14 protein-coding genes are annotated in these 16,424 nt (G+C 62.1%); 4 read left to right on the top strand and 10 right to left on the bottom strand.

What is annotated here, in order from left to right; all coding sequences use genetic code 11:
* Positions 1-105: 105 nt before the first annotated feature.
* On the top strand, positions 106-1,770 hold the full coding sequence (locus tag AC0L37_RS12735) for a urocanate hydratase (RefSeq protein WP_282220921.1): 1,665 nt from the start codon (positions 106-108) through the stop codon (positions 1,768-1,770).
* A gap of 156 nt (positions 1,771-1,926) precedes the next feature.
* Here AC0L37_RS12735 and cysG read toward each other — a convergent pair whose 3' ends face one another.
* From cysG to AC0L37_RS12690, 9 genes are all read right to left on the bottom strand, one after another.
* Positions 1,927-3,363 (bottom strand): siroheme synthase CysG, encoded by a 1,437-nt coding sequence (cysG, locus tag AC0L37_RS12730; RefSeq protein ID WP_212658669.1) that lies wholly within the window; start codon positions 3,361-3,363, stop codon positions 1,927-1,929.
* A complete protein-coding gene (locus AC0L37_RS12725) occupies positions 3,335-5,974 on the bottom strand; it encodes a nitrate reductase (protein ID WP_282220922.1) in 2,640 nt (879 codons plus the stop codon). Before AC0L37_RS12725 ends, cysG begins: the two co-directional genes overlap by 29 nt.
* A 3-nt stretch (positions 5,975-5,977) precedes the next feature.
* Complete coding sequence (locus tag AC0L37_RS12720; RefSeq protein WP_473313045.1) at positions 5,978-7,732, bottom strand: ABC transporter ATP-binding protein; 1,755 nt, start codon at positions 7,730-7,732, stop codon at positions 5,978-5,980.
* Positions 7,733-7,741: 9 nt separating this feature from the next.
* On the bottom strand, positions 7,742-8,821 hold the full coding sequence (locus tag AC0L37_RS12715) for an ABC transporter permease (RefSeq protein WP_282220923.1): 1,080 nt from the start codon (positions 8,819-8,821) through the stop codon (positions 7,742-7,744).
* Between the two features lie 70 nt (positions 8,822-8,891).
* On the bottom strand, positions 8,892-10,205 hold the full coding sequence (locus tag AC0L37_RS12710; RefSeq protein WP_435905346.1) for a CmpA/NrtA family ABC transporter substrate-binding protein: 1,314 nt from the start codon (positions 10,203-10,205) through the stop codon (positions 8,892-8,894).
* A gap of 388 nt (positions 10,206-10,593) precedes the next feature.
* Positions 10,594-11,838 (bottom strand): CmpA/NrtA family ABC transporter substrate-binding protein, encoded by a 1,245-nt coding sequence (locus tag AC0L37_RS12705; protein WP_282220925.1) that lies wholly within the window; start codon positions 11,836-11,838, stop codon positions 10,594-10,596.
* An 8-nt stretch (positions 11,839-11,846) separates the two neighbouring features.
* A complete protein-coding gene (locus AC0L37_RS12700; RefSeq protein WP_269368287.1) occupies positions 11,847-12,437 on the bottom strand; it encodes an ANTAR domain-containing response regulator in 591 nt (196 codons plus the stop codon).
* A gap of 90 nt (positions 12,438-12,527) precedes the next feature.
* Positions 12,528-12,932: an NAD-dependent epimerase/dehydratase family protein gene (locus tag AC0L37_RS12695; protein ID WP_282220926.1), complete on the bottom strand. Its 405-nt coding sequence runs from the start codon at positions 12,930-12,932 to the stop codon at positions 12,528-12,530.
* Entirely contained in the window at positions 12,866-13,396 is a 531-nt protein-coding gene (locus AC0L37_RS12690) for an NAD-dependent epimerase/dehydratase family protein (RefSeq protein WP_282220927.1), read from the bottom strand. Before AC0L37_RS12690 ends, AC0L37_RS12695 begins: the two co-directional genes overlap by 67 nt.
* A gap of 212 nt (positions 13,397-13,608) precedes the next feature.
* Here AC0L37_RS12690 and AC0L37_RS12685 point away from each other — a divergent pair, with 212 nt between their 5' ends.
* The 3 genes from AC0L37_RS12685 to AC0L37_RS12675 all read left to right on the top strand — a co-directional run bounded on the left by AC0L37_RS12685 (position 13,609) and on the right by AC0L37_RS12675 (position 15,044).
* On the top strand, positions 13,609-13,947 hold the full coding sequence (locus AC0L37_RS12685; RefSeq protein WP_282220928.1) for an SH3 domain-containing protein: 339 nt from the start codon (positions 13,609-13,611) through the stop codon (positions 13,945-13,947).
* Positions 13,948-14,043: 96 nt separating this feature from the next.
* On the top strand, positions 14,044-14,805 hold the full coding sequence (locus tag AC0L37_RS12680) for an asparaginase (protein ID WP_282220929.1): 762 nt from the start codon (positions 14,044-14,046) through the stop codon (positions 14,803-14,805).
* The gene (locus AC0L37_RS12675; RefSeq protein WP_282220930.1) at positions 14,748-15,044 is read left to right on the top strand and encodes an asparaginase; all 297 of its coding nucleotides are present in this window, start codon (positions 14,748-14,750) and stop codon (positions 15,042-15,044) included. The genes AC0L37_RS12680 and AC0L37_RS12675 overlap by 58 nt, the downstream gene beginning before the upstream one ends.
* Positions 15,045-15,047: 3 nt before the next feature.
* On the opposite strand, the gene AC0L37_RS12670 is transcribed toward AC0L37_RS12675, so the two are convergent.
* Positions 15,048-16,367: a TIGR03808 family TAT-translocated repetitive protein gene (locus AC0L37_RS12670; RefSeq protein WP_282220931.1), complete on the bottom strand. Its 1,320-nt coding sequence runs from the start codon at positions 16,365-16,367 to the stop codon at positions 15,048-15,050.
* Positions 16,368-16,424 lie beyond the last annotated feature (57 nt).

Here is a 16,424-nt window from a genome sequence, read left to right as displayed (position 1 = left end):
CGGGGTCCATCCCGAGATGCTGCCGCGCCCATGATCTTCGGGATGGATTCGGGCCTGCGCCGGAATGACACCGAGTTTTTGCAGGTTCAGACGAAAGACCAAGAAATGCCCACACCAAACCCACGCCATCCAGACTTTCCCATCCCCGGCGGTCCTGAACTGCGCGCCAAAGGCTGGCGTCAGGAAGCGCTGCTGCGGCTGCTGGAGAACGTGCTCAGCGTCGGCGAAAACCCCGATGAGCTGATTGTCTATGCGGCGCTGGGCAAGGCCGCCCGCAACTGGGCCAGCCACAAGGCCATCGTCAAGACGCTGCTGGAAATGGACGAAGATCAGACCCTGATCATCCAGTCCGGCAAACCCATTGGCCTGCTCAAGACCCACGCCAAGGCGCCGCTGGTCATCATGGCCAATTGCAACATTGTCGGGCAATGGGCCAGGGCCGAAGTGTTCTACGAACTCGAGCAGAAGGGCCTGATCTGCTGGGGCGGTCTGACGGCAGGCGCCTGGCAATATATCGGCAGTCAGGGCGTCATTCAGGGCACCTACGAGATTTTCATGCGCATCGCCGAAAACCGCTTCGGTGGCACGCTCGCCGGCCGCTTCATCCTGACCGCTGGCCTGGGCGGCATGGGCGGCGCCCAGCCTTTGGCCGGTCGCATGGCGGGCGCGGCGATCCTCTGCGTTGATGTCGACGCCGACCGGGCGGCCAAGCGCCAGGAAATCGGCTATCTCGAAGCCATCGCGCCCGACCTCGATACGGCGCTGGCAATGATCGACAAGGCCGTTGCCGAAAAGCGCGCCACCTCGATTGGTCTGGTCGGCAATGCCGCCGAAATCTACCCCGAAATCGCCCGCCGCGGCATCGTCCCCGATATCGTCACCGACCAGACCTCCGCCCACGATCTGGTCTATGGCTATGTCCCCAAGGGCATGAGCATGGCCGAGGTCAAACGCCTGCGCGTCGAAGGGCCCGGCCAGTTGATGGCGGCCAGTCAGGCCTCCATCGTCGATCACGTCCGCGCCATGCTGGCTTTCCAGCAGGCTGGGGCCGAGGTATTCGACAATGGCAATCTGATCCGCACCCACGCCAAAGCGGGCGGGGTCGAGAATGCCTTCGACATCAAGATTTTCACCGAAGCCTATCTGCGCCCGCTGTTCGCCCGTGCCATCGGCCCATTCCGCTGGATGGCCTTGTCAGGCGACCCCGCCGATATCGCCAAGATTGACGACAAACTGCTCGAAATGTTCCCCGACAACAGGATCGTCACCAACTGGATCGCGCTGGCCCGCGAACATGTTCCGTTCGAAGGTCTCCCCGCCCGCATCGCCTGGCTCGGCCATGGTGAGCGCACCGATCTGGCCCGGGCCGTCAACACCATGGTGGCCGACGGTACATTGGCCGGTCCGATCGCCTTCAGCCGCGATCACCTCGATGCCGGGGCCATGGCCCACCCCAATATCATGACCGAGAACATGCAGGACGGTTCGGACGCCATCGCCGACTGGCCGCTGCTTGACGCCATGCTGCTCTGCTCCTCCATGGCCGATCTCGTCGTCGTCCATTCCGGCGGTGGTGGCTATGCCGGCTACATGACTTCGGCCGGGGTCACGGTGATCGCGGACGGTACGCCCGGTGGTGATGAACGGCTCGACCATGCGCTGACCAATGACACCGCGCTCGGCGTCATGCGCTATGCCGATGCGGGCTATGATGAGAGCCTCGATGAGATCGCTCTCAAGGGTATTGGGCATATCCCGCTGGGTAATTAATCCCGAACTGTAAGGCATCCTCGAGGGATGCGCAGACGGGCACAAAGCCGGTTTGAGAGTGGTCCCCGGATGCTATCCGGGGACCGCCGAAGGACGGGGGACGCCCTTTCGGCAAAACCAGACACGAGCCGAGGTCACACCGGTTCTGTCTGCGTGTCAGGCACTCACCGCCAGAGCCGGGTTCGCGACCGCGCGCATCTGCAGTGCGTTGCCCACAGCAAAGATCGTGGGCGCGGATAGTGGGAAGGCGGTGACAGCGGCAATCGCTTCACCAATGGTGCCACGCCAGACCTGCTCATCGGCCCGACCCACATTGCCAGCGATGATCGCTGGCGTGCTCAGGCTCATGCCTTGGGCCTGTAGCTGGGCGACAATCTGGGGCAGGGTGCGGCGGCTCATATAGTAGACGCTGGTGGTAGCCGGATCAGACAACGCCCTCCAGTTCAGTGTGTCGGGCAATACGCCCTGACGTGAATGGCCGGTGACGAAGTGCACCGATTGCGCATGATCGCGGTGGGTCAGCGATAGCCCGAGGCGACTGGCCAGTGCCAGCGCGGCCGTGATGCCGGGAACAACCGAGACCGCGATACCGTGGCGCTCCAGCATTTCTATCTCTTCACCGGCGCGGCCGAAGATCATCGGATCTCCCGATTTCAGCCGCACCACATGCATGCCCTGTTGCGCCAGACCCAGCATCATTGCGTTGATGTCTTCCTGCTTGCAGCTTTCGCGCGCAGCGCGCTTGCCCACCAACATGCGCTTGGCCTCGCGGCGTGCCAGTTCAAGCACTTCGGCGGACACCAGATCGTCAAACAGGATAACATCGGCCGATTGCAGCGCGCGGACGGCCTTGATCGTCAACAGGTCCGCATCGCCGGGGCCGGCGCCGACCAGCGTGACACGACCAGGGATTGGATTGGCATTGTTGCGTTCAATATCGCCATCGGCAGCTGTAGGCGGGGTGTCGCCAAAGGCCCGCTCGGCCAGTCGCTCCCAGAAGGCGCGGCGCTTAGGGCCTGCTTCAAGCCGTGCCATGACGGCACCGCGTACGCGTTGCGCCAACTGCGCCCAGTCGGTCAGTGTGGCAGGCAGCAGCGTTTCGATGCGGCGACGCACGGCCTGCCCCAGAATGGGGGCTGCACCTGCCGTGGAAATGCCCACCACCACCGGCGAGCGATTGACGATCGAGCCAAACTGGAACTGGCAATATGCCGGGCGGTCGATGACATTGTAAGGAACACCCTGGCGCTGTGCCGCCTCAACAAAGGCAGCGGCTTCGGCATCGTCCTCGATGTCGGCGACCGCGAGCGCGGCGCCGGACATATCTGAAGGGGCCCAGTGGCAATCAACGAGGCTGATCGTGCCGGCTGTGCGGCTGGTCTCGGCCAGTGCCACCAGCTCATCGCACCAGCTCTCCACAGGCGCCAGCACCTGCACATGGGCGCCAGCGGCAGCCAGCAGTTCGATTTTCCAGCTTGCTGGCTCCGACCCGCCAATGGCGATCACCCGTTTGTCGATCAGGTCGAAGAAGACCGGCAATACGGCCAGTGGCGCAATACGTGCCCTATTCGGCTGCTGCGAGACGATGCGCATCGATGATCCCCCTGATTTCAGCGCGGCAGGAGCCGCAATTGGTGCCAGCCTTGGTGCATGCGCCGACAGCCTCGACGGTGCTGCAGCCCTGAGCGGTGACCGCGGCGGTAATGGTGTTGACCCCCACCGAAAAACACGAGCAGACAATGGCCCCGCTATCGGGCATGTCGGCGCCTGGTCGGCCTGCAAGGACCGTTGAGGCGCTCAACCCCTGGGCTGACAAAAGACCCACTGCCCATTGCCGCGACACGGCAACCGGCTCGGGGGCGGTGTAGAGCGCCACGACGAGCTGCCCCTGTTCGAGCACGACAAAACTTCGACGACCCGAGCCACTATCGAGCATCGAATGGATGCGCGCGGCTTGCGGCAGCGCAAAGGCAGATCGTAGCCAGTGATCCCAATCGGCGGGTTGCTCGAACCAGGCCAGCTCGCCCCGCATCCCGCCGACAGCCTCCGCCACGGCCCAATAGGCGCTGTCCAGCGCAGGACGCTGAGCCGACACAAAGAAGCCGAACAGCGCGGCATTGACCGGTTCGGCCTCGACCTCGGCCATCTTCAGGGCAGGCTGGGACGAGAATGGATCGACCTTGGCCGTGACCAGCGCATCGATCCTGCCATTGGAGGCAAATTGATCGGTCCAGTGCATAGGGCTAAACAAATGGCCACGCCGCTGCCGGTCGGTCACCAATGCGCGCACGACGACGCTACCGTGCCGATTGGACAGGCGCACCAGACTGGCCCGGGCGATGTTGAGCCGGTCGGCGTCAGCGGGGTGGATTTCGACAAACGGTTCGGCGTAGTGCGCAGACAGGCGCGGGGTTTTGCCGGTGCGAGTCATGGTGTGCCAGTGATCCCGGACCCGCCCGGTATTGAATATGAAGCGGCCCGGGGCCGGGGCGAAGGGCGGTGGCGGCAGGACGGGCACAAAGCGCGCCTTCCGGTCTGGCGTAAAGAACCGGCCATCACCAAACATGCGGGCGCGTGACGCCCGCCGCACAGGCCATTGTGTCGGCGCCAGACTGGCATAATCGGCCTCGATCAGACCGGACAGATCAAGATCGCGGCTGCCATCATTTTCAAAGCCGGTCAGGGCTGAGTGCTCGGCAAAAATATCGGCTGGGCTGGCATAGCCAAAGGCATCGCCAAACCCCATCCGCCTAGCCACCTCGCTGACGATCCACCAGTCGGGGCGGGCCTCGCCGGGCAGGGCGAGGAAGGGGCGCTGGCGTGAGATGCGGCGTTCCGAATTGGTGACTGTGCCATCCTTTTCGCCCCAACCCGCTGCGGGCAGGCGAACATGGGCCGTGACGCCGGTATCGGTACGCGCCGACATGTCGGAGACCACAACGAAGGGGCAGGCGGCCAGAGCTGCTTTGACCATGTCCGCTTCGGGCATGGAATCCACCGGATTGGTTGCCATGATCCAGATCGCCTTGATCTCCCCGCGCCCCATGGCAGTGAACAGGTCGACGGCCTTGAGCCCAGGCTCGGTTGCAATGCTGTCGCTGCGCCAGAACCGGCCGACGCGGTCAATCGCTTCCGGGCTGAAATCCATATGGGCGGCCAGCGTATTGGCCAGTCCACCCACTTCGCGACCACCCATGGCATTGGGCTGACCCGTGACCGAGAAGGGGCCCATGCCGGGTCGGCCAATACGACCGGTCAGCAGATGGCAATTGACGATGGCATTGACCTTGTCGGTGCCAGCCGCCGACTGATTGACACCCTGCGAATAGACCGTGACGGTCTTCTCGGTCCGCGCGAACCAGTCGTAGAACAGAGCAATGGCGTGTTCAGGCACCCCGGTGGCCGTGGCAACCCGCGCGACAGTCCAGTCCTCGGCCACCAGCAAGGCCGCGTCGACGCCGCTGGTGTGGTCGGCGATGAAACCGGGCGCCGTGACGCCAGCATTGGCCAGATGGGCAAGCAGGCCGACAAACAGGGCGGCGTCGCCATCCGACTGCAAAGGCAGGTGCAGATCGGCAATATCGGCGCTGACCGTGCGGCGCGGGTCGATCAGCACAATCCGCATATCGGGGCGCTCGGCCTTGGCCTTGACGATGCGCTGATAGAGCACTGGGTGGCACCAGCCCAGATTGGACCCCACCAGCACAATCAGGTCGGCCAGCTCGAGATCCTCGTAATTCCCCGGCACGGTGTCTGAGCCGAAGGCGCGCTTGTGGCCGGCGACCGAGGAGGCCATGCATAGCCGCGAATTGGTGTCCATATTGCCGCTGCCGATGAAGCCCTTCATCAGCTTGTTGGCCACGTAATAGTCTTCGGTCAGCAGCTGACCAGAGCCATAAAACGCCACCGAATTGGGTCCGAATTCGGTAATGGCTCGCTTGAAGGTGCTGGCAACCCGCTCCAGCGCTTCGTCCCAAGTGACTCTGGCGCCATCACTTTCTGGATAGAGCAGGCGTCCATCCAGCGACAGCGTCTCACCCAGCGCCGACCCCTTGGAACACAACCGGCCGAAATTGGCCGGGTGATCGGGATCACCGGCGATGGCCACGCTGCCATCGGCCTGCGGGGTTGCCAGCACCCCACAGCCGACCCCGCAATAGGGGCAGGTGGTGCGGGTGGTGGTGCTGGCAACAGACAGGGTCATGGCTCAGGCCGCCGAATGGGGCATCTGGCCCGAACTGGTGCGCTGCGTGCGCTTGTTGCGAATGCGATCGAGCGTTTCCTGATCCGGATTGGCACCGCCTTCATAGGCCTCGAGGAAGCCCAGCAGTTCCTCGCGATAGGCGTAGTAATCCTTGTGGGCGAGCAGCGCCTTGCGCGAGCGCGGTCGGGGCAGGTCGACATCCATCACATTGCCAATCCGGGCATTGGGACCATTCGACATCATCACGACCCGGTCGGCCAGCAGGATGGCCTCGTCGACATCATGGGTGACGCAGATGGCGGTCACCTGGGTTTTGGCCCAGACATCCATCAGCACATCCTGCAACTCCCAGCGGGTGATGCTGTCGAGCATGCCGAAGGGCTCATCGAGCAGCAGCAGCTTGGGCGACAGGGCGAAGGCGCGGGCAATGCCGACGCGCTGCTTCATGCCATTGGACAACTCGCTGGCCTGACGGTGCATGGAGTCGCCCAGCCCGACGCGATTGAGATAGTATTCGACAACGTCGCGCCGCTCGGCAGCGCTGGCATTGGGGTAAACCCGGTCCACACCCAGTGCCACGTTTTCGCGGGCGGTCAGCCAGGGCATGAGCGAAGGTGCCTGGAACACCACGGCGCGGTCGGGTCCGGCGCCGACTACCTCGGAATTGTCCAGCACGACGCCGCCCGAGGATATCGGGTTCAGGCCCGCCACCATCGACAGCACCGTGGACTTGCCGCAGCCCGAATGGCCGATCAGGGTGACGAACTCGCCCTTGTTCATCTTGAAGTCGAAGCCGTCCACCACGGTCAGCGGACCTTTGGGCGTGGGGTAGACCTTGGAGACCTGAGAGAACTCGACATAGCCCGCTTCGGTGGGCGATGCGGCGGCATTGGCGTAGGCCGCCGGCAGCTTCTGGGACTTGCCGCGACTGATCGGCACCACATTGGGCAGAGCCACATCATGGTCGCCCGACACATTGCGACCAGCACCCACATCCATGAGGTATTCGGTGATCTCGCGACGTAGCGTGATGAACCGGTCATCGCCATTCAGGGCGGCGCGGTCACGCGGACGTTCAATGCCGACAGAAAATTCGGGCCCAAGCGTTGCCGCCGGTCCTGGCGTCAGCGGGATCACCCGGTCGGCCAGCAGGATGGCTTCATCCACATCATTGGTGATCAGGATGATGGTCTTTTTCTCGGCCTCCGAGATCAGCGCGAATTCGTCCTGCAGCTTGGAGCGCGTCAGTGCATCGAGTGCTGAGAGCGGTTCGTCCATCAGCAGGATTTCCGGCTGCATGGCCAGTGCCCGGGCGACGGCCACGCGCTGACGCATACCCCCCGACAACTCGGCAGGGCGGCGGTCCACAGCGTGGGCGAGACCGACCATGTTGATATAGTGGTTGCGCAGCGCCAGGCGTTCGACCCGGCTCTTGGTCCTGTGCACGGCGTTGACGGCCAGATCCACATTGCCGCCCACCGACAGCCAGGGCATCAGCGAATAGGACTGGAACACCACGCCGCGCTCCGGGCTCGGTCCGCTGATTTCGCGATTGCGGAAGATGATCCCGCCGCGATCGGGCTCTGTCAGCCCCGCCAGCATGGAGATCAACGTCGTCTTGCCCGCACCCGAGAAGCCGAGAATGGCGACAAACTCGCCCTCTTCAACGCTCAGATTGATGCCGGAAAGAACTTCGGCGCGCTTGGCACCTTCGCCATAGTGCTTGCACACATCGGACAGTTCGAGAATGGCTGGCATCAACGCCTCCTAGCGGTTCGACGAGAAGGTGAAGGCTGTCTGCAGGGTGAACATCACGCGGTCGAGCATGAAGCCGATGACGCCGATGGTCAGCACCGCCACGATGATGCGGGCCAGCGAATTGGAGGAGCCGTTCTGGAATTCATCCCAGACGAATTTCCCCAGGCCCGGGTTCTGCGCCAGCATTTCAGCAGCGATCAGCACCATCCAGCCCACACCCAGTGACAGGCGCAGTCCGGTGAAGATAAGCGGCATGGCCGAGGGCAGCACCAGCTTGGCGATGGTGGTCGGTGTCGATAGTTGCAGCACCTTGCCGACATTGATCAGATCCTTGTCGATCGAGGCGACACCCAATGCCGTGTTAATCAGGGTTGGCCACAGCGAGCATAGCGTCACAGTCACCGCCGAGATGATCAGCGCCTTGGGGAAGGCGTCATTGACGTCCACATAGACTGCCGAAACGATCATGGTGACGATGGGCAGCCAGGCCAGCGGCGAAACCGGCTTGAACAATTGCACCAGGGGATTGAGCGCTCCATTGAAGGGGCGGCTGAGCCCCGATGCGATGCCCAGTGGTATGGCTATGACCGTGGCAATCGCAAAGCCGAGGCCGACCGTTTTCAGGGACGTGAAAATCTGGTCGATGAAGGTCGGCTTGCCAGTAAAGCCACGGAACTTGACGTCATCCTCGCGACCCTCGGCGATCAGCTTGGCGTTGCGGTCGTCCTGCCGGGTATAGAACGCGGCCTCTTTTTCACGCTCGTCGACATGGTCCTGCCACAGCGCACCGGCCTGCTCCCAGACCTGCACCGGCCCTGGAATGGCGCCCAGCGATGTCTGCACCTGCGGGGCCAGTGCCGCCCAGGCCAAACCGAAAATGACAATGCCCATCAGCGGGAACACCAGACTGTCGCGCAGCTCGCCCATCTGTTCGCGCGGATTGTCGCCCGCAGCGATCTTGAGCAGTGGCGTCAACCACCCCAGCCCGAGGGCGCCCAGCCAGGCCGATGCGCGATTGATCCCGGCAAACAGCTTCTGGCGTCTATCATCTGAACGGCCCTTGGAGCCGATGTCGCTGGCGATGCTCATGGTCTTGATCCTGTTTTCGTCGCGTTGCGCTGGCCGGACCGCGCTGGCCCGGCCATGCTGTGTGGTGGCGCTATTTTGAGGCCGCGGTTTCGCCGGTCTTCAGGCCAATGGGCAGGCTGTCGATATAGGCATTGGGGGTGCGGCCATCATAGGCAATGCCGTCGATGAACTCGTCGGTCGATGGCCGGAAGCCATCGGTGTCCCAGGGGATGTCGCCCTCTGCGATCATGCCCTCGTCAACCAGCATGCGCGCCGCCTGCAGGTAGATATCGGGGCGGTACACTGACTTGGCGACGTCGGCATACCAGTCATCGGACTTGTCTTCGGCGATCTGCCCCCAGCGGCGCATCTGGGTCAGGTACCAGATGGCATCGGAGTAGTAGGGGTAGGTCGCAAAGTAGCGATAGAACACGTTGAAGTCGGGCACGTCGCGAATGTCGCCGGGCTCATACTCAAAAGTGCCGGTCATCGAATTCGCAATGACCTCGGCGTCGGCGCCGACATATTCCGAGCGCGACAGGATATCGACCGCTTCAAGGCGATTGGCATTGTCGTTCTCGTCGAGCCACTTTGCGGCGCGGATCAGCGCCTTGGTGATGGCGATGGTGGTGTTGGGATTTTCCTCGACAAATTCGGCGGTCATGCCGAACACTTTTTCGGGGTTGTTCTTCCAAAGCTCGTAATCGGTGATGACCGGCACGCCGATCTTCTTGAACACCGCAGCCTGGTTCCAAGGCTCGCCAACGGCATAACCGTCAATGGTGCCCGCTTCCATGGTCGAGGGCATCTGCGGTGGAGGCGTAACCGACAGATAGGCCTTGGCGCCGATCTGGCCGGATACATCGTCAGGTGAGTAAAAGCCAGGATTGACCCCACCGGCCGCAAGCCAGTAGCGCAACTCGTAATTGTGGGTCGAGACCGGGAACACCATGCCCATATTGAAAGGACGGCCCTCATCGGCGAACTGGTCGATGACCGGTAGCAGTGCTGCTGCACTGATGGGATGTTGTGGCAAGCCGTCGGCACCCATTTCCAGATTGGGCTTCATCAGTTCCCAGACCGCGTTGGACACCGTGATGGCATTGCCATTGAGGTCCATTGAGAAGGGGGTGACGATATGGGCTTCGGTGCCATACCCGATGGTTGCCGCCAGCGGCTGGCCCGCCAGCATATGCGCGCCGTCAAGCGTGCCGGTAATCACGCCATCCAGCAGCACCTTCCAGTTGGCCTGCGGCTCCAGCGTCACATAGAGCCCTTCATCTTCGAAATAGCCCAGCTCATAAGCGATGGCGAGCGGCGCCATATCGGTCAGTTTGATGAAGCCGAATTTGAGCTCATCCTTCTCCACGTCGAGCATTTCGGCGTGGGCACCCAGCGGTGCCATTACCGTGGCGGCCAACAGCCCGATCGACAGCGCGCGCAAAGCTGCGCGTTTCTTGCCGGACTGGGTCGTCATTGTCTTAGTCATCGAGTTCTCCATCTGCACCGATCGGAAAAACAAAAAAGCTGCCAACTGGCTGACGCAGGGACCTGAGGACCACATACGACACCGGTTGGCAGCTTTGCCTGGAGACGCCCAGCTTTGGACGTCGATCAAAGGAGCGTCTTGGGAGGAGCGCCTTTCGCCAACTTCATTGCAGGAACTATGCCAAGTTGGTTTTGAGAGACATTATTGTTCTGTATCAGTCACTTGATGGATTCTAGGGTTTTTCGATGCCACGGCGTGGAAAACGGCCACGGCTCAAAACAGCGCCATTTTGCGTATTTTTTGATCAGATGTGAATCTCGCCTAAAAATTGGCGGGGCCAGCTGCGCGCCTGTTCGGCGATGTAGCGGTCGAGGGCGGAGGGGTCGAAGACCTGACCGTCAAAGAACTGGTCGGGCCCCATGGTGAGCGAGCCGCGTGTGCCCGCGATCTGGTAGGGGCGGTCGTGGGTGCCGTCGGTCTTGTCGTCGAGCACCGGCACATTGATATCAAGGGGTGCCAGGGCCGCGCGATACAGATCAGGACGGAAGCAGGCTGCCGCGATGGCTGCATTGGTCGGGCTGCTCGTCACCTCGCCCCAGCGCACCATCTGAGAGTAATACCACAGCGCATGGCTCTTCCAGGGGAAGTTGGCAGCGCTGGCATTGGGAATGAAGTGATCGGGCACCTGCGCCACCGCGCCGGCGCCAATCTCGAACCGACCGCTCAGCGCGCGACCGACAATATCGGGCGCCGCGTTGAGATAGGCGGGCTTTGCCATGGTCTGGGCAATTTCGGCGTGATTGGCCGGGTCGGCGCAGAACTCACCGGCGCGGTAGATCGCCCGGATGATGGCCGCAACCCGTTCGGGTTGTGCCTGCGCCCAGTCGGCGCGCATGCCGATGACCTTGTCCGGGCTGGATTGCCAGATCGCAGCCTTGGTGGTGACCATATGCGCGCCCTTGGTGGCCACGCCAATGCTGTTCCAAGGCTCGCCCACGCAATAGCCATCCAGCCCGCTGCTCCCCAGCGCGTCGGGAAGCAAAGAGGGCGGCAACACGACGATCTCGATATCGCGATCGGGCTGGATGCCGCTGGCAGCCAGCCAATAGCGCAGTTCGTAATTGTGGGACGAGGTCTGATGCACCACGCCAAAGCGCAGCTTGCGCCGCGACGCGGCGACAACCTTGGCCAGCGCGGCGCCCGATGGGCCCGCAGCAAGATTGCCCGGCGCGCCGTGATCTGCCATGGAGCGCCACAGATCGGCGCTTACCGTGATGGCGTTATTGCCCAGCCCGCAAACGACTGGCGCGATCATCTCGCTGGCCAGTGGCGTCAGGCCCAGACTGGCGGCCAAGGGCATGGGCGCCAGCATCTGGGCTATATCAAAATGCCCCAGCGCCGCCTTGTCGCGGATATTGGCCCAACTGGTCTCGCGCACCAGATTGAGGTCGAGCCCTTCGGCCTCAGCGAAGCCTTTTTCGCGCGCCAGCACCAGCAGCACGCTGTCGAGCAGGGGCAGGAAACCGGCGGTGAGGTGCGTTGTGGACATGGGCGTTCCTATGGGCCGAGCAGTTCGGCCGCGGTGACAAGGCTTTGAGCGATGTCGACCATCCTTCGGTTCTGGTTCATGGCGGTGGAGCGGAGCAGGGCATAGGCATCCGCTTCGGCCAGACCGCGGGTCTTCATCAAAATGCCCTTGGCCTGATCAATGATCTTGCGGTCTTCAAGCTCGCTGCGGGCCTGCTCCAGTTCCCGTGTCAGCTTGGCGAAGGCATTAAAACGCGAGATCGCCATATCAAGGATGGGTTTGACTCGCTCCTTTTTCAGGCCGTCCACGACGTAGGCAGACACGCCGGCCTCGACCGCTTTTTCAATCATCTGGCTCTCTGAGCGATCAACGAACATCGCGATGGGGCGCTGAATGGCGCGCGACAGCGAAAAGAAGTGCTCCAGCGTATCGCGCTTGGGGTTCTCCAGGTCGATGAACACAACATCGGGAGAGGTGTCGGCAATCGTGCGGCCAACCTCGTTCACATCGTGGATGACCACCACGCGTGCATGCCCGGCCTCGCGCAAGCCGTCCTCGATGATGGAGGCGCGGATGCGGTTCTCGTCGATGATCAAAATGGACAGATCGGGAATGGGCATCGGCGACAGTTACGTCATTGCCCACAAAAACCACAAGTCCTGTTTCTGCACATTTCCTATGCAGAAACAGGATTGAGGGTTTTGATGCTCTTAATTCTTGGCAGCGACCTCATTGCGCCAGCTGAACTGCGGCGAATAGCCCAGCATGCGCTTGGCCTTCTCGATCGAGAGCAGCGTGCCGTTATTGGTGAGGTTGCCCTTGGTTTCCACGCCCGGAAAAACCTCGGCCAGCAGCGACATGTTGGAGCGCGTCATCACGCTATCTGCATTGGCGATGATGAAGGCCTCAAAGCCCGTAAAATCAGCCTGAATGCAGCGCCGCACGGCCTGAGCCCCGTCACGGGCGTCGATATAGGCCCACAGATTCCATTTGCGCAGCATCGGGTCGTGATCGAACTTGGGGAAGGCAGCATAGTCTTCAGGGTTCATCACATTGGAAAAGCGCAGCGCCGAGATGCGGAGATCAGGATCCCAGCGGCAGAACTGGGCAGCCATGGTTTCATCGAGCAGTTTGCCCAGCGAATAGGCCGATTCCGGACGCGGATAGTATTCCTCATCGACCGGTGCATAGGGCGGGGGGTATCAAAGGGCAGACCCAGTACGGTTTCACTCGAGGCAAACGTGATGTTCTTGATGCCCGCCATGCGCGAGGCCTCAAAAACATTGTAGGTGGTGGGCACATTGTTGGCGAAGGTTGCGGCATTGGGCGCGCGGCCGGGCGACGGAATAGCAGCCAGGTGAACAACCGCGTCGAATGGCCCGCCGCGCTCGTCCACCCCGCCCATGATCGCTGCCGCAACCTGACCGAAATCAGTCAGATCGACCTGAACGCTGGGGCAGATGGCTTCGGTGAGTGGCTGCTGATCAAGGTTGAGCACGTCATATCCATGCGCGACCAGATCCCGCAGCACTGCGCGTCCAAGCTTGCCGCTACCACCTGTGACGAGAACTTTGGTCATTCTAACCTCCTCAAATTGCAGCACTTCGTGCCTGATATTGCCCCGAGCGTGGCACGGAACTCAGGCGCTGCCAACCCGCTAAGAGGGGCGGCTGCGGCAACTGAAAATGCCAGTTTTCCCAGATGAACGGTTTCTGAACAGCGATATCAGGTCTGGTTCAAGCCGGCCCAGGCAATCTCCCCGTCAAGCCAGCGCTCTTGAGGGAGAGACAGATGAACAAGCAGCAGGAAAAAGTACTCATCGCCACATTGTGTGGTCTGGTGATCGCCGCCGCCAGTGCCTTTGCCGTTCAGCCAGCCATGGCTGAGGGCTATGGCGTGGACCAGTTGGCGCGGGTGTCCGGCGTTGCCCATTGGGATCAGCTCAATGTTCGCAAATGGCCTGCTGCACACTCCCAGAAAACCGGCGCACTCGCGCCCGGTGTAGCGGTCTGGGTCGAGCGCTGCATTACTTTTGAAACCGGCTCGGACTGGTGCCTGGTAGATCGCAATTATACCCAGGGTTGGGTCAATGCGCGCTTTCTGACCCCGGTTTACGATGCTGATATCTGATCCGGCTTGCCCCGGCCTGCATAGTCGGCCCATGCAATCTGTTGACTTTTCCGGTCCTGCGCTGTTCTGAGAACAGCCTGGACCGGAGTTTTTCTGATGGATGCCAATCCCATTCTCGCCGAAACCATTCGTGGCAACTGGGTAGAGAACCGTCACCGCGGCGCCTTTGCGATCATCGATGCCGATGGCATAATTATTGCCTCAGCCGGCGACATAGAGCGTTCCATCTTCCCCCGCTCGGCCATCAAGTCGATGCAGGCTCTGGCGATTTTTGCCCGTCACGCTGACACCCAATTCCACCATAGTGCTGAAGAATTGGCCCTGGCTTGTTCCTCCCACAATGGCGAAGACTTCCACGTCGAGGTTGCCGCTGGGCTGCTGGGCCGCCTTGGCTTGTCCGAGGCCGATCTGGAATGCGGCGCGCATCAGCCCATCAATGCAGCCGCGCGCGCCGCCTTGCGGGCGCTGGGCGCCAAACCGTCCACGCTGCACAATGCCTGTTCGGGCAAGCATTCGGGTATGCTCAGCGTCGCTCTGGCCATGGGCGAGCCAACCGCAGGTTACGCCAATCGCGAACACGCCGTGCAGCAACAGGTGCGTGCCAGCGTCGAAGCGGTGATCGGGGAGCCGCTGAGCGAAGCCAAATGCGGCACCGATGGTTGCTCTATCCCCACCTATGCCGCGCCGCTGCGTGCCTTTGCCAGGGGCTTTGCCCGCATGGCAACCGGCACCGGCCTGACGCCCGACACGGGGGCGCCGCCAAACGGCTGCTCGACGCCGCAACATCCCTGCCACATCTGGTGGGGGGCACCGATCATGCCGACACCCGCATCATGGCGGCCTTCAATGGCCGCGTGATGCAGAAATATGGCGCCGACGGCGTGCAATGTGGCGCGATCCGCGACAAGGGCTGGGGCTATGCGCTCAAATGTGACGACGGCAATGTGCTGGCCGCCCATGCCATGGTCGCTGGCATGCTGCTCAAGTTCGCCGAGCCCGACGCCGACCAGCGCGCTGTCCTGGAAACCATTGCACACCAGTCCATCAGGAGCGTCCGCGGCGACGTCGTCGGCGAGATGCGCTCGGTGGGCTTCTAAGCGCTAGTCGATGGTGACATTGCGGTAGCGACCGGCATTGGCGATCAGATCCGCTTCGACAACATCGCTCCAGGCCAGTCCGACCACGGCCTTGTCGGCGCCGCTGATGGCATTGCGTCCGATCAGCACCGTCCCGGCGCCCTCGGCAACGCTGACCCCAATGCCAATGGTGCTGGCAGAAATCACATTGCCCGAAATCATCACATTGCGCAGGAAGCTGCCATAGCCGGCGGCAATGGCGACACCGGGCACGTTCTGCACGGTATTGCCAGTAATGGCGGTTTCGGCCTCGGCAAAGATGCCGATGGGAATGGTGTCCGGATTGACCGCCGAAGCCGGGGTGATGTTGCGCACGATATTGCCCGAACACACCGCCAGCTGGCCGCCACTGTCCAGATTGGTGATCGATATGCCGGTCGCGGCGCCATCGATGATGTTGTTGGCAATGATCGAGCCCGAAAAACCGAACTCCGAAAAGATCGCCACCTCGCCCGAGCGCATGCAGATATTGCCGCTGACCTGGGTGTTGTTGGTTGAATTGAGCCGTATGGCGGTAAAGGCGCAATCGGCGATGTGATTGTCGGCGATGACCACTTCATCGGCCCAGAACACATTGATCCCGTTGCCATTCTGACCGTTGCCGCCGCCGCGCCAATCGATATTGGCAATCCGGTTGCCGGTGATGATCGAGCCGTCCGAGCCGTTCTCGCCACGCCAGATACGGATCCCGGCATTGCCGCAATAGGTGATGCGATTACCCGATATGATCAGGCCCCGACTGTCCATGGAGTGGATCGCTGCGTCACCGATCTGGGAGAAACTGCAATCGCGAATGGTCACGGCGGCGTCGAAAATACGCAGACCCGTCGCTGGCGCCTCGCGCAGGGTGCAGCGTTCCAGCGCGATGGTGGCGCTGCGTTCTATGTTGAGCAGGGCCGGGGTCTGCTGGGCACTGCCCGCGCCGGCAAAGATAATGTCGCGCAGAACAACCGAGTTGCGTTCGACAATATTGGCGATGATCCCACCGTCGGCGGGGCTGACCACGGTGCTGCCCGGCACCCCTTCAACGATCAGATTGCTGGGAAATATCAGATTGCTGGCTAGGATATTGCCCGCGGGCAGGCGCAGGATCTGCCCTGCAGCTGCAGCCAGATCAAGCGCTCGCTGCAACACCGCGCTCTGATCCAGTCCCGAATTGGCCGTCAGGCCCAGCGTCGATGGCTCAAGCACACTTTGCGCATGGGCAGAAATAGGGGCGCCGGCAGCAAGAACAATGGCTCCGGCAAGGACTTGGCGGCGATTGGCGAACGCTGTCTGATTCATGGCGCCATATTGCCCTGCCGCGCGCCGGCCCGCCATGGTCATTGGAAAACAGAGTTA

This window comes from Devosia sp. J2-20, from assembly GCF_055808475.1.
Note: the sequence above shows the minus strand (reverse complement) of the source record. Positions and strands in the feature narration are given on the sequence as shown.

Bases quoted from the DNA above. Each gene is read 5' to 3' on its own strand.
- AC0L37_RS12735 (WP_282220921.1), top strand. From the start codon at position 106: ATGCCCACACCAAACCCACGCCATCCAGACTTTCCCATCCCCGGCGGT.
- cysG (WP_212658669.1), bottom strand. From the start codon at position 3,363: ATGCGCATCGTCTCGCAGCAGCCGAATAGGGCACGTATTGCGCCACTG.
- AC0L37_RS12725 (WP_282220922.1), bottom strand. From the start codon at position 5,974: ATGACCCTGTCTGTTGCCAGCACCACCACCCGCACCACCTGCCCCTAT.
- AC0L37_RS12720 (WP_473313045.1), bottom strand. From the start codon at position 7,732: ATGCCAGCCATTCTCGAACTGTCCGATGTGTGCAAGCACTATGGCGAA.
- AC0L37_RS12715 (WP_282220923.1), bottom strand. From the start codon at position 8,821: ATGAGCATCGCCAGCGACATCGGCTCCAAGGGCCGTTCAGATGATAGA.
- AC0L37_RS12710 (WP_435905346.1), bottom strand. From the start codon at position 10,205: ATGGCACCGCTGGGTGCCCACGCCGAAATGCTCGACGTGGAGAAGGAT.
- AC0L37_RS12705 (WP_282220925.1), bottom strand. From the start codon at position 11,838: ATGTCCACAACGCACCTCACCGCCGGTTTCCTGCCCCTGCTCGACAGC.
- AC0L37_RS12700 (WP_269368287.1), bottom strand. From the start codon at position 12,437: ATGCCCATTCCCGATCTGTCCATTTTGATCATCGACGAGAACCGCATC.
- AC0L37_RS12695 (WP_282220926.1), bottom strand. From the start codon at position 12,932: ATGGCTGCCCAGTTCTGCCGCTGGGATCCTGATCTCCGCATCTCGGCG.
- AC0L37_RS12690 (WP_282220927.1), bottom strand. From the start codon at position 13,396: ATGACCAAAGTTCTCGTCACAGGTGGTAGCGGCAAGCTTGGACGCGCA.
- AC0L37_RS12685 (WP_282220928.1), top strand. From the start codon at position 13,609: ATGAACAAGCAGCAGGAAAAAGTACTCATCGCCACATTGTGTGGTCTG.
- AC0L37_RS12680 (WP_282220929.1), top strand. From the start codon at position 14,044: ATGGATGCCAATCCCATTCTCGCCGAAACCATTCGTGGCAACTGGGTA.
- AC0L37_RS12670 (WP_282220931.1), bottom strand. From the start codon at position 16,367: ATGAATCAGACAGCGTTCGCCAATCGCCGCCAAGTCCTTGCCGGAGCC.